This is a genomic window from Streptomyces albus subsp. chlorinus (assembly GCF_013302895.1).
In the GTDB taxonomy this organism is placed as follows: domain Bacteria; phylum Actinomycetota; class Actinomycetes; order Streptomycetales; family Streptomycetaceae; genus Streptomyces; species Streptomyces chlorinus.
This window is the reverse complement of the sequence record NZ_VJOK01000001.1, coordinates 6723744-6738708: the sequence shown is the minus strand read 5'-3', so window position 1 is coordinate 6738708 and position 14965 is coordinate 6723744. Positions and strand designations below refer to the sequence as shown.

At 71.0% G+C, this 14965-nt stretch carries 14 protein-coding genes; 9 read left to right on the top strand and 5 right to left on the bottom strand.

What is annotated here, in order from left to right:
- Window positions 1-45 precede the first annotated feature (45 nt).
- The 5 genes from FM076_RS29190 to FM076_RS29170 all read left to right on the top strand — a co-directional run bounded on the left by FM076_RS29190 (window position 46) and on the right by FM076_RS29170 (window position 5348).
- Window positions 46-1071, top strand: coding sequence for an isopenicillin N synthase family dioxygenase (locus FM076_RS29190; protein ID WP_173873847.1), 1026 nt, complete (start codon window positions 46-48; stop codon window positions 1069-1071).
- A gap of 283 nt (window positions 1072-1354) precedes the next feature.
- Window positions 1355-2353: an isopenicillin N synthase family dioxygenase gene (locus FM076_RS29185; RefSeq protein WP_202034930.1), complete on the top strand. Its 999-nt coding sequence runs from the start codon at window positions 1355-1357 to the stop codon at window positions 2351-2353.
- A gap of 107 nt (window positions 2354-2460) precedes the next feature.
- The gene (locus FM076_RS29180; RefSeq protein WP_173873845.1) at window positions 2461-3222 is read left to right on the top strand and encodes a class I SAM-dependent methyltransferase; all 762 of its coding nucleotides are present in this window, start codon (window positions 2461-2463) and stop codon (window positions 3220-3222) included.
- A 54-nt stretch (window positions 3223-3276) separates the two neighbouring features.
- On the top strand, window positions 3277-4005 hold the full coding sequence (locus FM076_RS29175; RefSeq protein WP_173873844.1) for an NAD(P)-dependent oxidoreductase: 729 nt from the start codon (window positions 3277-3279) through the stop codon (window positions 4003-4005).
- Between the two features lie 212 nt (window positions 4006-4217).
- Window positions 4218-5348: a hypothetical protein gene (locus FM076_RS29170; protein ID WP_173873843.1), complete on the top strand. Its 1131-nt coding sequence runs from the start codon at window positions 4218-4220 to the stop codon at window positions 5346-5348.
- 276 nt (window positions 5349-5624) lie between these two features.
- Here the strand turns inward: FM076_RS29170 and FM076_RS29165 are convergent, their stop codons facing one another.
- The 4 genes from FM076_RS29165 to FM076_RS29150 are packed head-to-tail and all read right to left on the bottom strand — an operon-like array spanning window position 5625 to window position 10414.
- The gene (locus FM076_RS29165) at window positions 5625-7055 is read right to left on the bottom strand and encodes an FAD-dependent monooxygenase (RefSeq protein WP_173873842.1); all 1431 of its coding nucleotides are present in this window, start codon (window positions 7053-7055) and stop codon (window positions 5625-5627) included.
- Entirely contained in the window at window positions 7052-8704 is a 1653-nt protein-coding gene (locus FM076_RS29160) for a class I adenylate-forming enzyme family protein (protein WP_173873841.1), read from the bottom strand. The genes FM076_RS29165 and FM076_RS29160 overlap by 4 nt, the downstream gene beginning before the upstream one ends.
- A gap of 41 nt (window positions 8705-8745) precedes the next feature.
- Window positions 8746-9294 (bottom strand): SRPBCC family protein, encoded by a 549-nt coding sequence (locus tag FM076_RS29155; protein ID WP_173873840.1) that lies wholly within the window; start codon window positions 9292-9294, stop codon window positions 8746-8748.
- Between the two features lie 55 nt (window positions 9295-9349).
- Window positions 9350-10414: a 3-oxoacyl-ACP synthase III family protein gene (locus FM076_RS29150; RefSeq protein WP_173873839.1), complete on the bottom strand. Its 1065-nt coding sequence runs from the start codon at window positions 10412-10414 to the stop codon at window positions 9350-9352.
- A 300-nt stretch (window positions 10415-10714) separates the two neighbouring features.
- On the opposite strand from FM076_RS29150, the gene FM076_RS29145 reads away from it, so the two are divergent.
- On the top strand, window positions 10715-11716 hold the full coding sequence (locus tag FM076_RS29145) for an amidohydrolase family protein (RefSeq protein WP_173873838.1): 1002 nt from the start codon (window positions 10715-10717) through the stop codon (window positions 11714-11716).
- 1 nt (window position 11717) lies between these two features.
- On the top strand, window positions 11718-12518 hold the full coding sequence (locus FM076_RS29140; protein WP_173873837.1) for an arylamine N-acetyltransferase family protein: 801 nt from the start codon (window positions 11718-11720) through the stop codon (window positions 12516-12518).
- 181 nt (window positions 12519-12699) lie between these two features.
- On the opposite strand, the gene FM076_RS29135 is transcribed toward FM076_RS29140, so the two are convergent.
- A complete protein-coding gene (locus FM076_RS29135; protein ID WP_173873836.1) occupies window positions 12700-13107 on the bottom strand; it encodes a YybH family protein in 408 nt (135 codons plus the stop codon).
- Window positions 13108-13306: 199 nt separating this feature from the next.
- Between FM076_RS29135 and FM076_RS29130 the strand changes: the two genes are divergently transcribed.
- Together FM076_RS29130 and FM076_RS29125 are read left to right on the top strand one after the other, a co-directional pair.
- Complete coding sequence (locus FM076_RS29130; RefSeq protein WP_173873835.1) at window positions 13307-13975, top strand: flavodoxin family protein; 669 nt, start codon at window positions 13307-13309, stop codon at window positions 13973-13975.
- 10 nt (window positions 13976-13985) lie between these two features.
- Window positions 13986-14759, top strand: coding sequence for a VOC family protein (locus FM076_RS29125; RefSeq protein ID WP_173873834.1), 774 nt, complete (start codon window positions 13986-13988; stop codon window positions 14757-14759).
- The last annotated feature ends 206 nt before the right edge of the window (window positions 14760-14965 follow it).

The window sequence follows — 14965 nt, the reverse complement described above, 5'->3', positions numbered from 1 at the left end:
GCTCACTCAGGCCATCCCCCAGCCGAACAAGGAGAAACAAGGCCCATGGACAATGCGCAGCTGCCCCCCACCGCTGCCGAGGGTTTCGTACCCGTCATCGATTTGTCCGCGAAAGACACGGCCCCAGGACGCGCCGCGATCGCCACCGCGATCGACCAGGCGTGCACGAGTTCCGGTTTCTTCGTGATCGTCGGTCATGGTGTCCCCGAAGACCTCATCGGCCGCATGTTCACCACGACGAAAGCCTTCTTCACCCTGCCGGACGAGGAGAAGGACCTCGTCGCGCACCGGCCGGGGGTGTCCGGATACCGGCGGACCGGCGGCACCACCGCCCTCAGCCTCGATCAGGAGACGCCGCCCGACCTGTGCGAAGCCTTTTCCGCGCACGTGACGGGGGAACTGAGCGACAGCGAGCGCGGCAGGCTCGGTGACCAGTGGGCGACCTGGACGCTGGCGAACATCTGGCCCGAACGGCCCGCCGGCTTCCGGGAGGTGTGGCAGGAGTACATGGCCGTCATAAGCGATCTCGCGGCGGACCTGATGCGACTGTTCGCCCTCGCACTCGATCTGAAAGAGGACTTCTTCGACGACAAGTTCGACCACCACGGATCATCCGTCGCCGTCAACTACTACCCCCCGCAGCACACCCCGCCCCTCCCCGGCCAGTGGCGGCGGGGCCCCCACACGGACTTCGGCAGCCTCACCATCCTCTACCAGGAGGACGACCGCGGCGGCCTCCAAGTCCTCCAGGGAGAAGACACCTGGCGCGACGTCGCCGCCATCCCCGGCAGCTTCGTCGTCAACATCGGCGACCTCATGGCCCTGTGGACCGGCGGACGCTGGGTCTCCACCATGCACCGCGTCGTCAACCCCCCACACGGAGACACCACCTCCCGCCTCACCATCCCCTTCTTCTACCTCCCCAACCACGACGCCACGATCGAACCGCTGCGGCCGTGCCCGGACGCGGCCGGCGGCCCGGTGGGCAGTCGCCGGACCGATCTCACCAGCGTGATCGCCGGGGAGTGGATGTCCCGCAAGATCCAGAAGATGTTCGCCGGCACCCCGTAACACGCCGCGCGTGCCCCGACCCCGATCCGTTGCCGAGGTGCCCTCCCCCGCATGCGCACCTCGGCAACGGGTCGGCTTTCCGCTGTTGCGGCAGCGGTACCGACAGAAAGACGTAAAGAAAAGGATCGAGCAAACCGTGGGGACCGTACGGTCGGCGGATGAGTTGACACATTCGGCCACCGGCCGTGGCGACCGGCAGCCGGCCGGACCTACCGTCGGGCGGGACATCACTTCCCGGGCGTCGGCGCGGAAGCCTCGGGAAATGCAAGAGGAAGGAAAAGTCGTGAGTAATGCTCAGCCGACCGTCACCGTGACCGATGGGTTCGTGCCGGTCATCGACCTCTCCTCGCGGAAAACCCCCGAGGGTCGCGCCGCGATTGCCGACGCGATCGGAAACGCACTGCGCAGTTCGGGCTTTTTCATCGTCGTCGGCCACGGGGTTTCCCGGGACCTCGTCGACCGCATGTTCACGACGACGAACGCCTTCTTCAAGCTCCCGGAGGAGGAGAAGGACCTCGTCGCGTCCCGCCCGGGGGTGTCCGGATACCGCAGGGCCGGCGGCACGCTCGCGCGCAGCCTCGACCAGGAGACGCCGCCCGACCTGTGCGAGACGTTCGCGGCCCACGTGACCGGGGAGCTGAGCGACGAGGAGCGCGCCGGGCTCGGTGACCAGTGGGCGAGCTGGACGCACCGGAACGTGTGGCCGAAGAACCCCGAGGGGTTCCGGGGCGCCTGGCAGGACTACATGGCCGCGATGGAGGAACTGGCCGCCGACCTGATGCGGCTGTTCGCGCTGGCACTCGAACTGGACGAGGACTTCTTCGACGACAAGTTCGACCACCACGGATCATCCGTCGCCGTCAACTACTACCCCCCGCAGCACACCCCGCCCCTCCCCGGCCAGCTGCGGCGCGGTCCGCACACGGACTTCGGCAGCCTCACCATCCTCTACCAGGAGGACGACCGCGGCGGCCTCCAGGTCCTCCAGGGAGAAGACACCTGGCGCGACGTCGCCGCCATCCCCGGCAGCTTCGTCGTCAACATCGGCGACCTCATGGCCCTGTGGACCGGCGGACGCTGGGTCTCCACCATGCACCGCGTCGTCAACCCCCCACACGGAGACACCACCTCCCGCCTCACCATCCCCTTCTTCTACCTCCCCAACCACGACGCCTCCATCGAGCCGATGCGGCCGTTCACGGATTCCTCCGCCGTCGAGCGGTTCGACACCGTGACGGTGAGCGAATGGGTGTCGCGCAAGGTCCAGAAGATATTCTCCTGAATTTCTTCCGAGTTGACAGATCCAACGGCTGAACATGGTCCGCCCGCTCAGCCGTATCTACGGTCGGAATCACCTACCGCTGACGGCTCCGCAGAAAGGCACGGAAGATGACCAAGAGCGTCCACCACGACAGGATCAGCGAACAGTACCAGGCTTCGAGCACGCAGTACGACAACGTCAAGAACCTGCCGTACGCCTTTGTCGAGCGGGAGACGCTGCTCTCCGGGGTTCCCGACCTCACCGGGAAGCGCGTGCTGGACGTGGCGTGCGGAACCGGTTTCTATTCCCGCATTTTCAAGCGGCTGGGCGCCGACAAGGTCGTCGGCGTGGACATCGAGCAGTCCATGGTCGACGTCGCCCGCCAGATCGAGGCCGAGGCGCCGCTGGGTATCACGTACGACGCGGTGGACGCCGCGGAACTGCCGGTGCTGGGGGAGTTCGACGTCGTCGCCCCGATCTGGGCGTTCGTGCACGCGAAGGACACCGCCGAATACCACGACATGGTGGCCCGGTGCGCGGCGAACCTGGTGAGCGGCGGCACCATGGTCGCACTCTGCTCCAACCCGGACATCGACCTGGACAAGATGTCCGTCTACCCCCGCTACGGCCTCTCCATCACCCCGAAGGAGAAGCACGGCGATCTCCAGGTCATCCACATCGAGATGGATGTCGAGCCGCATGTCGGATTCGACGGCTTCTTCTGGCCGGCGGGCGCCACGGAGGAGGCGATGGAAAAGGCCGGGCTGATCGATGTGAAGCGCCACCCGAATCGCGCTCCGGGACACGTCGCAGGAATGTCGGAGAAGGGCTACTGGGCCGATTTCGTGGCCAACCCGCCGTTCGCTCTCTACACGGCGGTCAAGCCCTGAGGATCCGGTTCGGGAGACCGGACGAGTGGCACCCTCTCGAGACGGAGAATCGCATTGAAGCTCGCTGTGTTCGGAGCAAACAGTTCCACCGGACGTCACCTCACCGAGCAGGCGCTGGGTGCGGGACACACGGTGACCGCGGTCGTGCGACGGCCCGAGGCGTTCCCGCTGTCCGGCCCGCAGCTGCGGGTGCACGCCGCTGACGTGTTCGACAAGGCGGCGGTCGAGGAGGCGGTGGCCGGCAGCGAGGCGGTCATCTCGATCCTCGGCGTCCCCTACCAGCGCAAGCCGGTGACGGTGCTCTCCCGCGGCATCACGCACATCACCGACGCGATGGCGGCGCACGGCGTCAAGCGGCTGGTCGCGGTGACCTCGCGCCTGCTGGCCGTGCACGCCCCCCGCTCGGAGGGCGAGAAGCCGCTGTACGAGAGGTTCGTCTACCGCAGGCTCCTCTACCCCTTCCTCACCACCCTCGGCCGGACCCTGTACGACGACATGCTCCGCATGGAGCACATCGTGCGCGCGACCGAGCTGGACTGGACCCTGGTGCGGCCCTCCGCGCTCTACAACACCGACGTGGTCAGCGACTACCACTTCGGCCCGCCGGAGTCGCCGGGCCTGTACACCTCGCGCATCGACCTCGCCCATTCCCTGCTACACGAGGTCACCGAGAACTCCCATGTGCGCTCGGTGGTCTCTGTATTCACCACGGAAGGGGTGCCGACCTTCGGTGACGTACTGAAAAAGGAAGTCATGCGCATCGGCTCCTGGGAGCATAAGTAGGATTCAAGCCGCGCACGGACCGACGACACCGCCCCGGAACGGGGTGGTGTCGTCCCCATGCGCGTTTTCCCCGCGTTTCCCGGACCGCACACCGGCTCATTCCGTACCCAACTCCAAAGCAGCGTGGTAAGACTGGAACAGACCTGTGGCATGGACCAAGCGGCACCATCCGACCGTGAATCCGGGAGAACTTCCAGGGGGGAGATGCACCGGTGCACAAAGGATCGCAGCTCGCAGTATTCCTCGAAACCCTGCACTGGTCGCCCGAGCGACTGGCGCGGGAAATCAACAGGCGATACGGCGAGGGCACCGTCAGCCTCAAGGCTCCGTACGGCTGGGCGAAGGGAGCCTACCCCCGGGGCCAGGTGCCGGGCTTCGTGGCCGCCATCCTCTCGGATCAACTGGGCAGAACGATCGATATCAGCCAGATATGGCCGCAACGCTTTCCGGACGCCCAGCCGGGCGGTGTCGGCGACCCGGCCCTCGGCCCCCCGTGGACGGAGGAGCACGTCGGCCGCATCCTGCGGCCGCTGCTGGACCAGGAGGACGGTAAGCGGGAGCCGTGGCCGGCCGAACCGGTGCCCGGCGCCGTGCTCGTCTCGCTCGCCGTGGACTGGCTGACGGCCGAGGGCCGGCTGGCGTCGGCGCGGTCACAGGGCGCCGAAGTGTCCACCGAGATGGTCGACATACTGACCAGTCGGATTGCGCGACTGCGCCGGGTGAGCGCCGCGGAGGACGACTCCCTGGTCATGAACTGGGTGGTGCACGAGCTGCGCTGGGCACTGCACATGTCCGAGAACACCGCCTATGACGCCCCGACCGGCAGACGGCTGTACGGCGCCATCGCCGAACTGGCGCAGCTCGCCGGCTGGCTGGCCGAGGACCAGGGCCACTACGCCCGCGGCCAGCACTATCTACTGGCCGCGCTCCGCGCCTCCGGCCTGGCGGGCGACCGCAACCTGGGCGCGTACGTCCTCTCCTGTCTCAGCTACCACCTCACCAAGTGCGGCAACGGCCAGGACGCGCTGCGGCTCATCAAACTCGCGGACGTCGGCATGGACGACGCGCTGCCCGGCGTACTGCACTCGCTGCTGGCCTCACGCGAGGCACGGGTGTACGCGCACTTCACGGACGGACCGGCGGCCGAGCCGGCGGGCCAGGCGGGGCCGACGGTCCACCGCGTCGGTTCGGCGGGACACCCCGCCGGCGGGCCTCCGGAGCGCCGTGACGCGGAGGGCAGACTGCCCGGACCGGGGCCCCGCTCCCCCCTGATCGGCGCGCACTCGGGGGTGGTCACCCCGTCGGGCCACCGCGGGCTGAGCCCGTGCGACTGCGACCGGTGAGCGCCGCCCGGCCGGCACCGGCCGGAGCGTCACGGCCCGTGCCCTGACCAGGACACGGGAGGGGCGTGGCCGGAACGTAACCGGGACGTGGCTGGGGCATGTTCGGGGCACGGCCGGGGTACCGCCGGGTCAGGCCACCCGGAACATCCCAGGCAGGGCAGGGCACGGCGCGGCGCGGCCGGCCGTCCCGGCGGGGGAGCCGGTGCCGTCCCCGGCGACCGGCTCCCCTCCCCTCCGCACCCGTGCCCTCCCCTGCCTGCCTCCCCTCCCCCGATCTCAGGCCGCCCCGTCGTGAGGCCGCGAGGGGGCGGGCAGCTCGAGGTAGCCGCCCAGGGTGTGCGTGCCGGGCGGCGGTGCGGGCTCGGCGGCGCGGGGAGCGTCCCCGCCCGTGGGGGCGAGATAGCCGCCCAGCGTGTAGGTGCCCCCGTCCAGCGGGCCGGGACCGGACCGGGCACCGGCCGGGGCGGCGGGAGACGGGACAGGGCGCGCGACGTCGGTCGGGGCCACGGCGTCGGGGGGTGCGACGGCGTCCGGGGCGGCGAATTCGCGGGCCCCGTGCAGCCATGCGAGGTGGTCGTTGAGGTCGTCGGCGCTCATCCCCGCCAGCGTCCTGTTGCGGGCCGCCGCCGTCTCGCCGCGGGCGTGCCACAGTCCGATGCTGTCGCGGGCCGTACGGTGCACGCGGGCGGTGCGCTCGCGGCGGGCCGCGTTGTAACGGCGGAACCGGGCGGGGAACTCGTGTGCGGAGCAGTCGAGCAGGTCGCCGAGCACCACCGCGTCCTCCAGCGCCATGCAGGCGCCCTGCGCCGCGTAGTGCAGCATCGGGTGGGCCGCGTCCCCGAGCAGGGCGACCCGGCCGTCGGTCCAGGTCCCGACGGGTTCGCGGTCGACCAGCACCCAGGCCTTCCACTCCGTGCCCAGGGCGAGCAGCCGCCGCGCGGTGTCGCACAACTGGGCGAACTGCTCCCGCACCCGGGAGCCGGGCACCGGCACCCCGGAGAACACCTCGGCCGGCTCGTTCTCCACGCTGGGTGCCAGGTTGAGCAGTCGGCCGCCGGCGATCGGATAGTGCACGAAGTGCCTGCCCGGCCCTGCCCACCAGGTGACGGACCGGTGGCGCAGGTCGTCGGGTACCCGCTCCATCGGCACGATCGAGCGGTAGACGGTGATGCCCGCGTTGCGCGGCATGCCGTCCCCGACGAGCTGTGCGCGGACGGCGGAGTGCAGGCCGTCGGCCCCCACCAGGGCGTCCGCCGTCAGCACCTCCCCGTTCCCCAGCCGCACCCGCACACCGTGGTCGGTGTGGGTGTAGCCGGTGACGGGAGAGGACGCGCGCAACTCGACGCGGTCGCTGTCCCGGCACGCCCGCAGCAGCAGCCGGTGCAGCTCGCCACGGTGCACCACGACGTAGGCGTTGCCGAAGCGGGCGCGGTACCGGGCGTCGAGCGGCATGCTGACGACGTGCTCTCCCAAGACGCCGTCCATGAACCGCAGTTCCTCCACCGGTACGGCGATGCCGCCGACGGCCTCCGCCAGGCCCAGCCGGTCGAGTGCGAGCATGCCGTTCGGTGCGAGCTGGATGCCCGCGCCCAGCTCCGCGAACTCGGCCGCGCGCTCGCACACCACGACCCGGTGTCCTCGGGCGGAAACGCCGAGCGCCGTGGCGAGTCCACCGATGCCGCCCCCGGCGACGGCCACCGTCGTCATGCCTCTCCCCCGGCCGACCGCGCCTCGGCGGGGCCGACGGTGACGGGCGGCTGCCCGGCCGCCGGCGCTGCGGCCCGCCGTGTGCCCGCTTCCTCTCCCGCCCCCACGAGACGGGCCAGTTCCAGCCGCTTGACCTTGGTGGTGGCGGTCTGCGGAAGGTCCGCCTGCCGCCACTGGACCGGCGGGGCCATCCGCGGCAGATCGGCCACCGCCGCCCGCCAGGCCGCCTCGTCCAGGGGACGGTCGTCCTTGGTGCAGACGACCGGCAGCGGGAGCCCGTCCTCCGTCTCGATGATCACGACCTCGGTCAGCTCGGCGAGGCGGGAGAAGAGCCGGTCCTCCACCGAGAGGGTGCTGCCGAACCCGGGGATCTCGTCGACCTCCCGGTCGAGCAGATGCAGACACCCCCAGCGCGTGCGGTAGCCCAGATCCCCCATCCGCCACCAGCGCGCGGAGGCCTGCTGCTCGAACCGCTCCTGTTCACCGAGGTAGGTGCGGATCCGGCCGTCGCTGCTGACCTCGATGTATCCGGGCGAGGAGGCCGTGGGCCGCTTGCCGTCCCGGCTCACCACCCGCACCCCCGTCATACCGGGGAAGGGGATGCCCACGCAGCGGCCGTCCGCCGTGGGCGAGCGGCGCTTGCCGTAGGAGCGGGCGACGCTCGGGCCGACCTCGCTCTGCCCGTAGATCTGGCCGAACTTGGCCGACCGGCGCCGGGAGGCCCCGATCAGGGTGCTCACCGTGCGGGGGTGCAGAGCGTCGAACGTGCTGCTGAAGAACTTCACGTTGGCCAGCGGCCGGCGCGGGTCGGAGGCCAGTTGCTCCCAGCTCAGGTACGTGTTCGGGTGGGCCTCCAGGACCGCGGGCCGCAGCCGCGCGAAGAGCGGGGCGACCCGCTGCGGGTCGGCGTCCGCGAGCACCGCGACGGGGAAGCCGCGCAGCAGCGAGAGGGCCAGCGCGGTGAACAGCCGCGAGTGCACGAAGGAGACGTGGATGGCCACCGGCTCGCGCCGCCGCAGCAGCGCTGTCGCCAGCGCCTGCGGCCGGTAGCGGGCCTCCAGGCTGAAGGCGGTGTGGACGGCCAGCTTGGGCAGGCCGGTGGTGCCGGAGGTGTGGGTGACCAGGGTCGGGTGCTCCGGCGGCAGCGCCAGCGCGGGGATGCGCGGCGCCCCCGCCAGCTCGGCCAGCGCGGTGGCCCGCCGGTGGCTGCCGGAGGCCAGCAGGACGCGACGGCAGAGCGGGAAGACCTCCTTGGGCAGGGAGCCGGTCAGCTTCGCCTCGTCGGTGAGCAGGTACGGGCGGTCGACCCGGCGCAGCAGCGCGGTGACCGTCTCACCGTCCAGATGGGGCGACAGGAGCACCGGAACGGCGCCGATCCGCGCGGCCGCGACCGCGAGCAGGGTGATGTCGAAGGCGTTGCTCTTGTGAATCACCAGATGGTCGCCGGGGCGTGCCCCGGCGCGCCACAGGCGCGAGCCGAAGTCGCTCACGAGATCGGCGACGTCGGTCATCGTCAGGCTTCTCCCCCGGTCCGGCGCGATGTCCAGATCGTGGTCGAGGAGCAGGACGTTCGTCGGATAGCGGGCCGCCGCCCGGTCGAACAACGTGCCCAGCCGAATGCCGCTGTTTCCTATGCGCTGGAGAAGCATGCGTCAACCTCGATGCGGGTCTGCTGATGAAGGTCAGGGGGTCAGGACGACTCGACGACTTTCTTGAGGCGTTCGACAGTGGCGGCCATATCGGATCTCACCTTGGCCCCCCACTCGGTGAAGAACGCCTTCTTCTCGTCGTCGCTCATTCCGGCCGTGATGCCCGTGATGCCCTCGGTGGGTCCGCCCATCCGGAAGTGGTGGGTGAGCGAGGTGCCGCCCGGTGCGGGCCGCAGCGTGTATCCCCAGACGCTGTCCTGGGCGCGGCCGGCCTCGGTGCGCATCGCCCAGGAGAAGCGGTGAGGGGGTTCGGCCGCCACGACCTCGGCCGTCGTGGTCCACGCGCCGCGTACCACGGGGGCCCAGGCCACCACGTCGGCGCTGCGGTGGTTGTGGCCGCGGAACACCGCGCCCACGGTGCCGGGGGTGCCGTGTGTCCACTCCCCGCCGGTGCACTCCTCGCTCCACTGGTGACAGCGCGGCAGATCGCTCACCACGGAATAGACGCATTCCGGGGACCGGGCGACATGCACCTCGACGCTGATGTCGAAGAGGGGTTCTGCTTCGTTCGGAACTTCTGTGGCGTTCATGGCGAAATCCTGTCCGGGGGTGGGAAGGGCGGCAAGAAAACGCGGTCCGGGTTCGTCAGGTCCCGTCGGCCGCGAGGGCGGCACGGCTCTTTCCGCCGCGCCCGCCGGCCCGCGTCGTCCGCCATTCGACCAGGGCCAGGCCCGCGGCCATGCCGCCGCCGAACCCGGCGAGCACCACCAGGTCGCCGGGCACGAGCCGGTCGGCGGCCCGGTCGAGGGTGACCGGCACCGACGCGGCACCGGTGTTGCCGAGGAACCGCACCGTCGTATGCGTGTGCTCCGGCAAAAAGCCGAGGCTGTCGGCGAGCGCGGCGATCATCCGCCCGTTGGCCTGGTGGGGGACGAAGTGCGCGCGCCGGGCGCGGTCCGCCAGATGGCGGTCGAGGAAGGAGCGGATCAGCGGCCCGACCCGGTTCTCCACGAAGTGGCGGACCGCCGGGCCGTCCATGGCGAAGTAGTGGAGGCCCTCCTCGACCGAGGCCCGGGACGCGGGTATCCGGGAGCCGCCCGCGGGGACCCGGATCAGGTCCCGTTCCTGCGGGAAGGTGGCCAGCTCGGTGGCGAGGACACCTCCGGTCGCGGTGGGCCCCAGCACCACGGCTCCGGCGCCGTCGCCGAAGAGCACGACGGTCCTGCGGTCGGTGGGGTCGAGAGTGCGCGAGTAGATGTCGGCGCCGATGACGACGGCGTGGCCGCCCGTGCCGCGGATCATGCGCTCCGCCGCGGTCAGCGCGAAGACGAAGCCGCTGCACACCGCGTTGATGTCGAACGCCGGGGTGCCGGCCGGGACGCCGAGTTCGGCGGCGACCGCGGTGGCGGTGGGCGGCTGGGGCGCGTCGGGTGTGGAGGTCGCCACCACGACGAGGGAGATGTCCGCCGGGCAGACCCCCGCGTCGTCGAGCGCGGCGCGCGCGGCCATCGCCGCCAGGTCGGAGGTGGCCTCGTCCGCCTTCGCCCAGCGGCGTTCGCGGATGGCGGTCTTCCGGGTGATCCACTCGTCCGTCACGCCGGCCGGTGCGCCGACCTCGTCGTTGGTGACGACCTTTCCGGGAAGACAGGAACCGGTGCCGAGAATTCCGATCGCTTCGGCGTCATGGACCGGTGCTGCTCCAGGGGCCATGATGACTCATTTCAGCTCGTCGCCGCGCGGCATTCCCGGGCGGGAGTGCGGGGCGGCGTCCGGTACGAAGGTTTGCCCCGGACGGTATTCGGGGGCCGGGCGGCGCCCTAGGAAAACGCGGCAACAAGTGTCAGCTCCGTCGGCGGCGGTGGCCGTTGCGCCAATCCCGCGGCGACCGGAAGTGAACGCCTCGGGGTGCGGCAGAAGTTGACAGACTTCCCGGCCCGTACATCGACCTTCTCCCGCAAGCGGTCCTAGCGTGGGGCGCCGAGGCGGTGGCCGTCCGAACAAGGGATTTTCATGGGGACAAGCAAGGAGGCGGCGGCACAGCCGCCTTGGACCGGTGCCATCGACGTGCACCACCATGTCATTCCGGAATTCTACGCTGCGGAACTGAGGGACCTCGGATTCGCCTCCACACTGCCCGGTGTCGACAAACCCCGGTGGGAGATCGGGACGAGTCTGTCGATGATGGAGCGGCAGGGCATCCGGGCGGCGGTCGTCAACGTCTGGCCCGGGGTGCCCGCCGTGGACGCGGCGACGGGCGCGCGGCTGGCCCGCCGGGTCAACGAGTTCCTCGCGGAGCTGACGGCCGCGCACCCCGGCCGGCTCGGCGCGTTCGCGGTGCTGCCGCTGCCGCACGTGGACGCCGCGCTGGAGGAACTCGCCTACAGCATGGACGTCCTCGGCCTGGACGGGGTCGGCCTGGTCACCCACTACGGCGGTGTGTACGTGGGGGATCCGGCGCTGGACGCGTTCCACGCCGAGGCGGCGCGCCGGGGCACCCCGCTGTTCGTCCACCCGACGGCGCCGCCCGTCGACCAGCCCGCGTTCGGACTGCCCGTCTCGCTGTGCGAGTTCCCGTTCGAGACCGTGCGGCTGACGGCGCAGCTGCTGTACAACCGCACGCTGGAGAGGCATCCGGGGCTGCGCGTGATCCTGTCCCACGGGGGCGGCGGTGTGGCCTACTACGCCGCACGGCTGGCCTGCGGCCCGCTGATCCGCGCCGATCTGGCCGAGCGGCTGCCCGAGGACCCGGTCGGCTATCTGCGGCGCCTCTACAGCGACACCGCCATGATCGGTGATCCGCACGCCTTTCCGTCGGTGCGGGCGTTCACCGGAGCCGGCCGGCTCCTGGTCGGCTCGGACTTCCCGTTCATGCCGGAGTCCTTCAGCGCGGCCGGCGGCCGTCACATCGTCGGGCAGGGCGGATTCACCCCGGACGAACTGGCGCGCATCGAGTTCGGCAATGCCGCCGAGCTCTTCCCACGATTCGCCCACGAGAGGCAGGAGGGCCGTTAGCATGCTGGACGACACCACGGTCGCCGCGTATCTGGACCGTATTTCGGCGCGGCGCCCGGCGAAAGCCGACCTGGAGTCGCTGCGGAACGTGCAGATGCGTCATCTGCTCTCCGTGCCCTTCGAGAATCTGGGCTATCACCTCGGTGAAGAGATCCACATGGACGAGCGGGCCGTCGACAAGGTCGTCCAGGAGCGCCGGGGCGGTGGCTGCTACGAGGTCAATCCCTCGCTCAAGTTCCTGCTGGAGAGCCTGGGGTACGAGGTCTCCCTGCTGCCGGGCAGGGTGTGGATCAAAGGACGGCTGACCGCCCCCCTGTGCCATCTCGCGCTCAAGGTGCGGGCGGAGGGCGCGGAGTGGCTGGTCGACGTGGGCTTCGGCCGCAACAGCCGCTACCCCCTCTCGCTGGCCACGCGGGACGAGCAGCAGGACCCGCACGGCAGCTTCCGGGTGGCGGCGGCCGACGACGGCGGTATCGACGTCTCCTTGAACGGCACGCCGCAGTACCGGGTGTACGACATCCCGTGCGACATCTTTGACTTCGGGCCCACGCTGTGGTGGTACCGCACCGCGCCCGACTCCCCCTTCCTGCAGAACCTCTTCTGCTCGCTGCCCACCGAGAACGGCCGGGTCACCCTGAAGGAGGACCAGCTCACGCTCATCGTCGGCACCGAGCGGGAGAGCCGGCGGCTGTCCGGCGAGGAGGAGATCCGTGAGGCGTACGACAAGTGGTTCGGCATCCGGCTGGAGCGGCTGCCGGTGAAGGCGTCCCAGGACAACGGCATCTCCATGTCGTTCGACTGACAGCGGGCGCGCCCGGCGCGGCCACGGCGTCCGGCCATGGCCTCCGGTCGTCCTTCCCCGCGGCCGGAGGCCGCGAGCGCTCCACCCCCGGAGCCGTTCCGGGGGTGGAGCGCTTCGTCGGCCTTCGGCGTCCCCGGGCCTGGGTCCCGGACCCGGGACGGTAGGTCGCAAGGTGCCGGAGTCAGGAGGTGCCGGAGGGGTTGGAGACCAGGTAGCGCCAGTACCCGTCCGGGCCCCGGCGGGCGATGTCGGTCGCCGTGCCCTCGGTGTGCACGTGGCTGCCGTCCGGCCCCACGCCGTCGTGCACGTAGTCGTTGATCAGCAGTGCCGTGTCCCCCACCACATAGACGTGGCGCAGCGTGACGGTGATCGGGATGCGGTCGCGCACCACCGCCGGGAGCCCGGCGCGGCGCTGCTCGCCCGCCGACACCTCACCGGGCCGCACCACATGGACGGCTTCCGGTTCGAAGAGCGCGTCGAGGAGTTCGAGGTTCCGCGCGTTGAAGGCGTCGGCGAAGACGGTGGGCAGGTCGGCCGGCTCGACGGGAAGTCCCGCAGTGTGCTGAACGGCATTCGCGAGGTCATTCATGCGCCGAGTACAGCAGCCGGGAAAACCCGAGGGCACGGGGTAGCGCCGGTCTCTGTCAGCTCCGCGCCTCCGGACGGAGTATTCCGTGCGGACCTGACAGATGACGGAATCAGCCGTGGCTCCGGCTTTCGCGCGAACGGCATGATGCAGCCGTCATCCGCGTGCCGGTACGCCCGAATCGGTCGACAAGGAGTTTCCCTTGACCACGCTCACTCTGCTCTTCCATTCCCGCAGCGGAAACACCTACCAGCTCGTGGAGAAGGCCGCGAAAACGGCGCTGGACGCGGGTGCCGAGGTGCGGGTCCGCAAGGTGCCCGAGCTGCCCGACCCGATGATCCTGGACAAGGGTGCCTACGCGGAGCTGGCGACCGCCACCGCGGACGTCCCGGACGCTGGACTGGACGACCTGCTGTGGGCCGACGCGATCATGGTAGGTACGCCGGTCCACTACGGGCTGCCCGCCCCGCAGATACTCAACTTCATCGACCACACCGGCCCGGTCGCCATCCCCGGCAAGCTGATGAACAAGGCGGTGTCCGCGTTCGCCTCCGGTTCCATGCCGCACGCGGGCCAGCAGGCGGCCATCCTCGCCCTGCACAACGCCTTCTGCCACTGGGGCGCCGTGATCGTGCCGAACGGCTCGGCCGCCGCGGTGCTGCACCAGCCCGGGAACGGGGCCCCGTACGGCACCGGCACCATCTCGCGGCACCAGGCGAACAGCGTGACCGAGGACAACCTGGGTGCCATCGAGTACCAGACGCTGCGCACCCTCCAGGTCGCCGGCGCGCTCGGCCGGGGGCTGCGGCCGGAGCCGGGGATCACCATGGTGAGCGACGAGCGGCTGCGCACCTTCGGCCTGGACATCTGACGGGGCGGGCATGACGTTCCGTGACTCCCCGTGGCCCGAGGGGACGCCCTGCTGGGTGGAGGTGCGGGTGGCCGACCCCGTGCGCACCAGCACCTTCTACGGCAAGCTCTTCGGCTGGACGTTCTTCGACCACGGCCCCGAGTACGACCACTATCTGACGGCGCGGCTGAACGACCGCGCCGTCGCCGACATCGGCCCGCGGGCGCCGGGGCAGCCGGCGGCCGGGCCCTCGGCGTGGCTCGTCTGCTTCGCCGTCACCAGTGCGGACGCGACCGCGGCGCGGATCACCGAGGCGGGCGGCACCGTGCCGCTGGCGCCGTGCGACGTCGGCGACCACGGCAGGTTCGCGGTGGCGGCCGATCCCGCCGGGGCCGAGTTCGCCGTCTGGCAGGCGTACGCGTACCCCGGCGCGGAGGTCACCGGCGTGCCCGGTGCGGCCGTGTGGCACCACTGCGCGAGCCGGGACGCCGGGGCGTCGCTGGCCTTCTACGCGGCCGTGTTCGGCCACACCGTGACCCGGGCGCCCGGCGGCTGCACCACGCTCGGCCTCGACGGGCGCCCGGTGGCGAGCGTCGGCGAGGTCCCGACCGGGGACGGCGGCGCACCCTCACACTGGGACGTCACCTTCGGCGTCGAGCACCTGGCCACCGCGCTCACCCGGATCACCGAGCTGGGCGGCACCGTGCGCGAGGGACCGTTCGACACCCCGCACGGCCCCGGCGCCCGGGTCACGGACGCGCAGGGCACCCCGTTCGACGTCCTCGAAACCGGCGGCGGGCACTGAGGTTCGGTAGGGGGCGCCCTCCCGCCGCGCCCCGGCACACCACCGGGCCGCCGGCGGACCACCGCCGAGCCGCCGCCGGTCCACTGCGAGAGGGCCGCCCCTTGACGCCTCCACGCCACCTGGGGGGCAGCGGGCGCGACACGGGCGCGGGCGCGGATCCGACATGAACGCCGGCGCCCGCACCCGGATCCGGACCGGATCCGCAA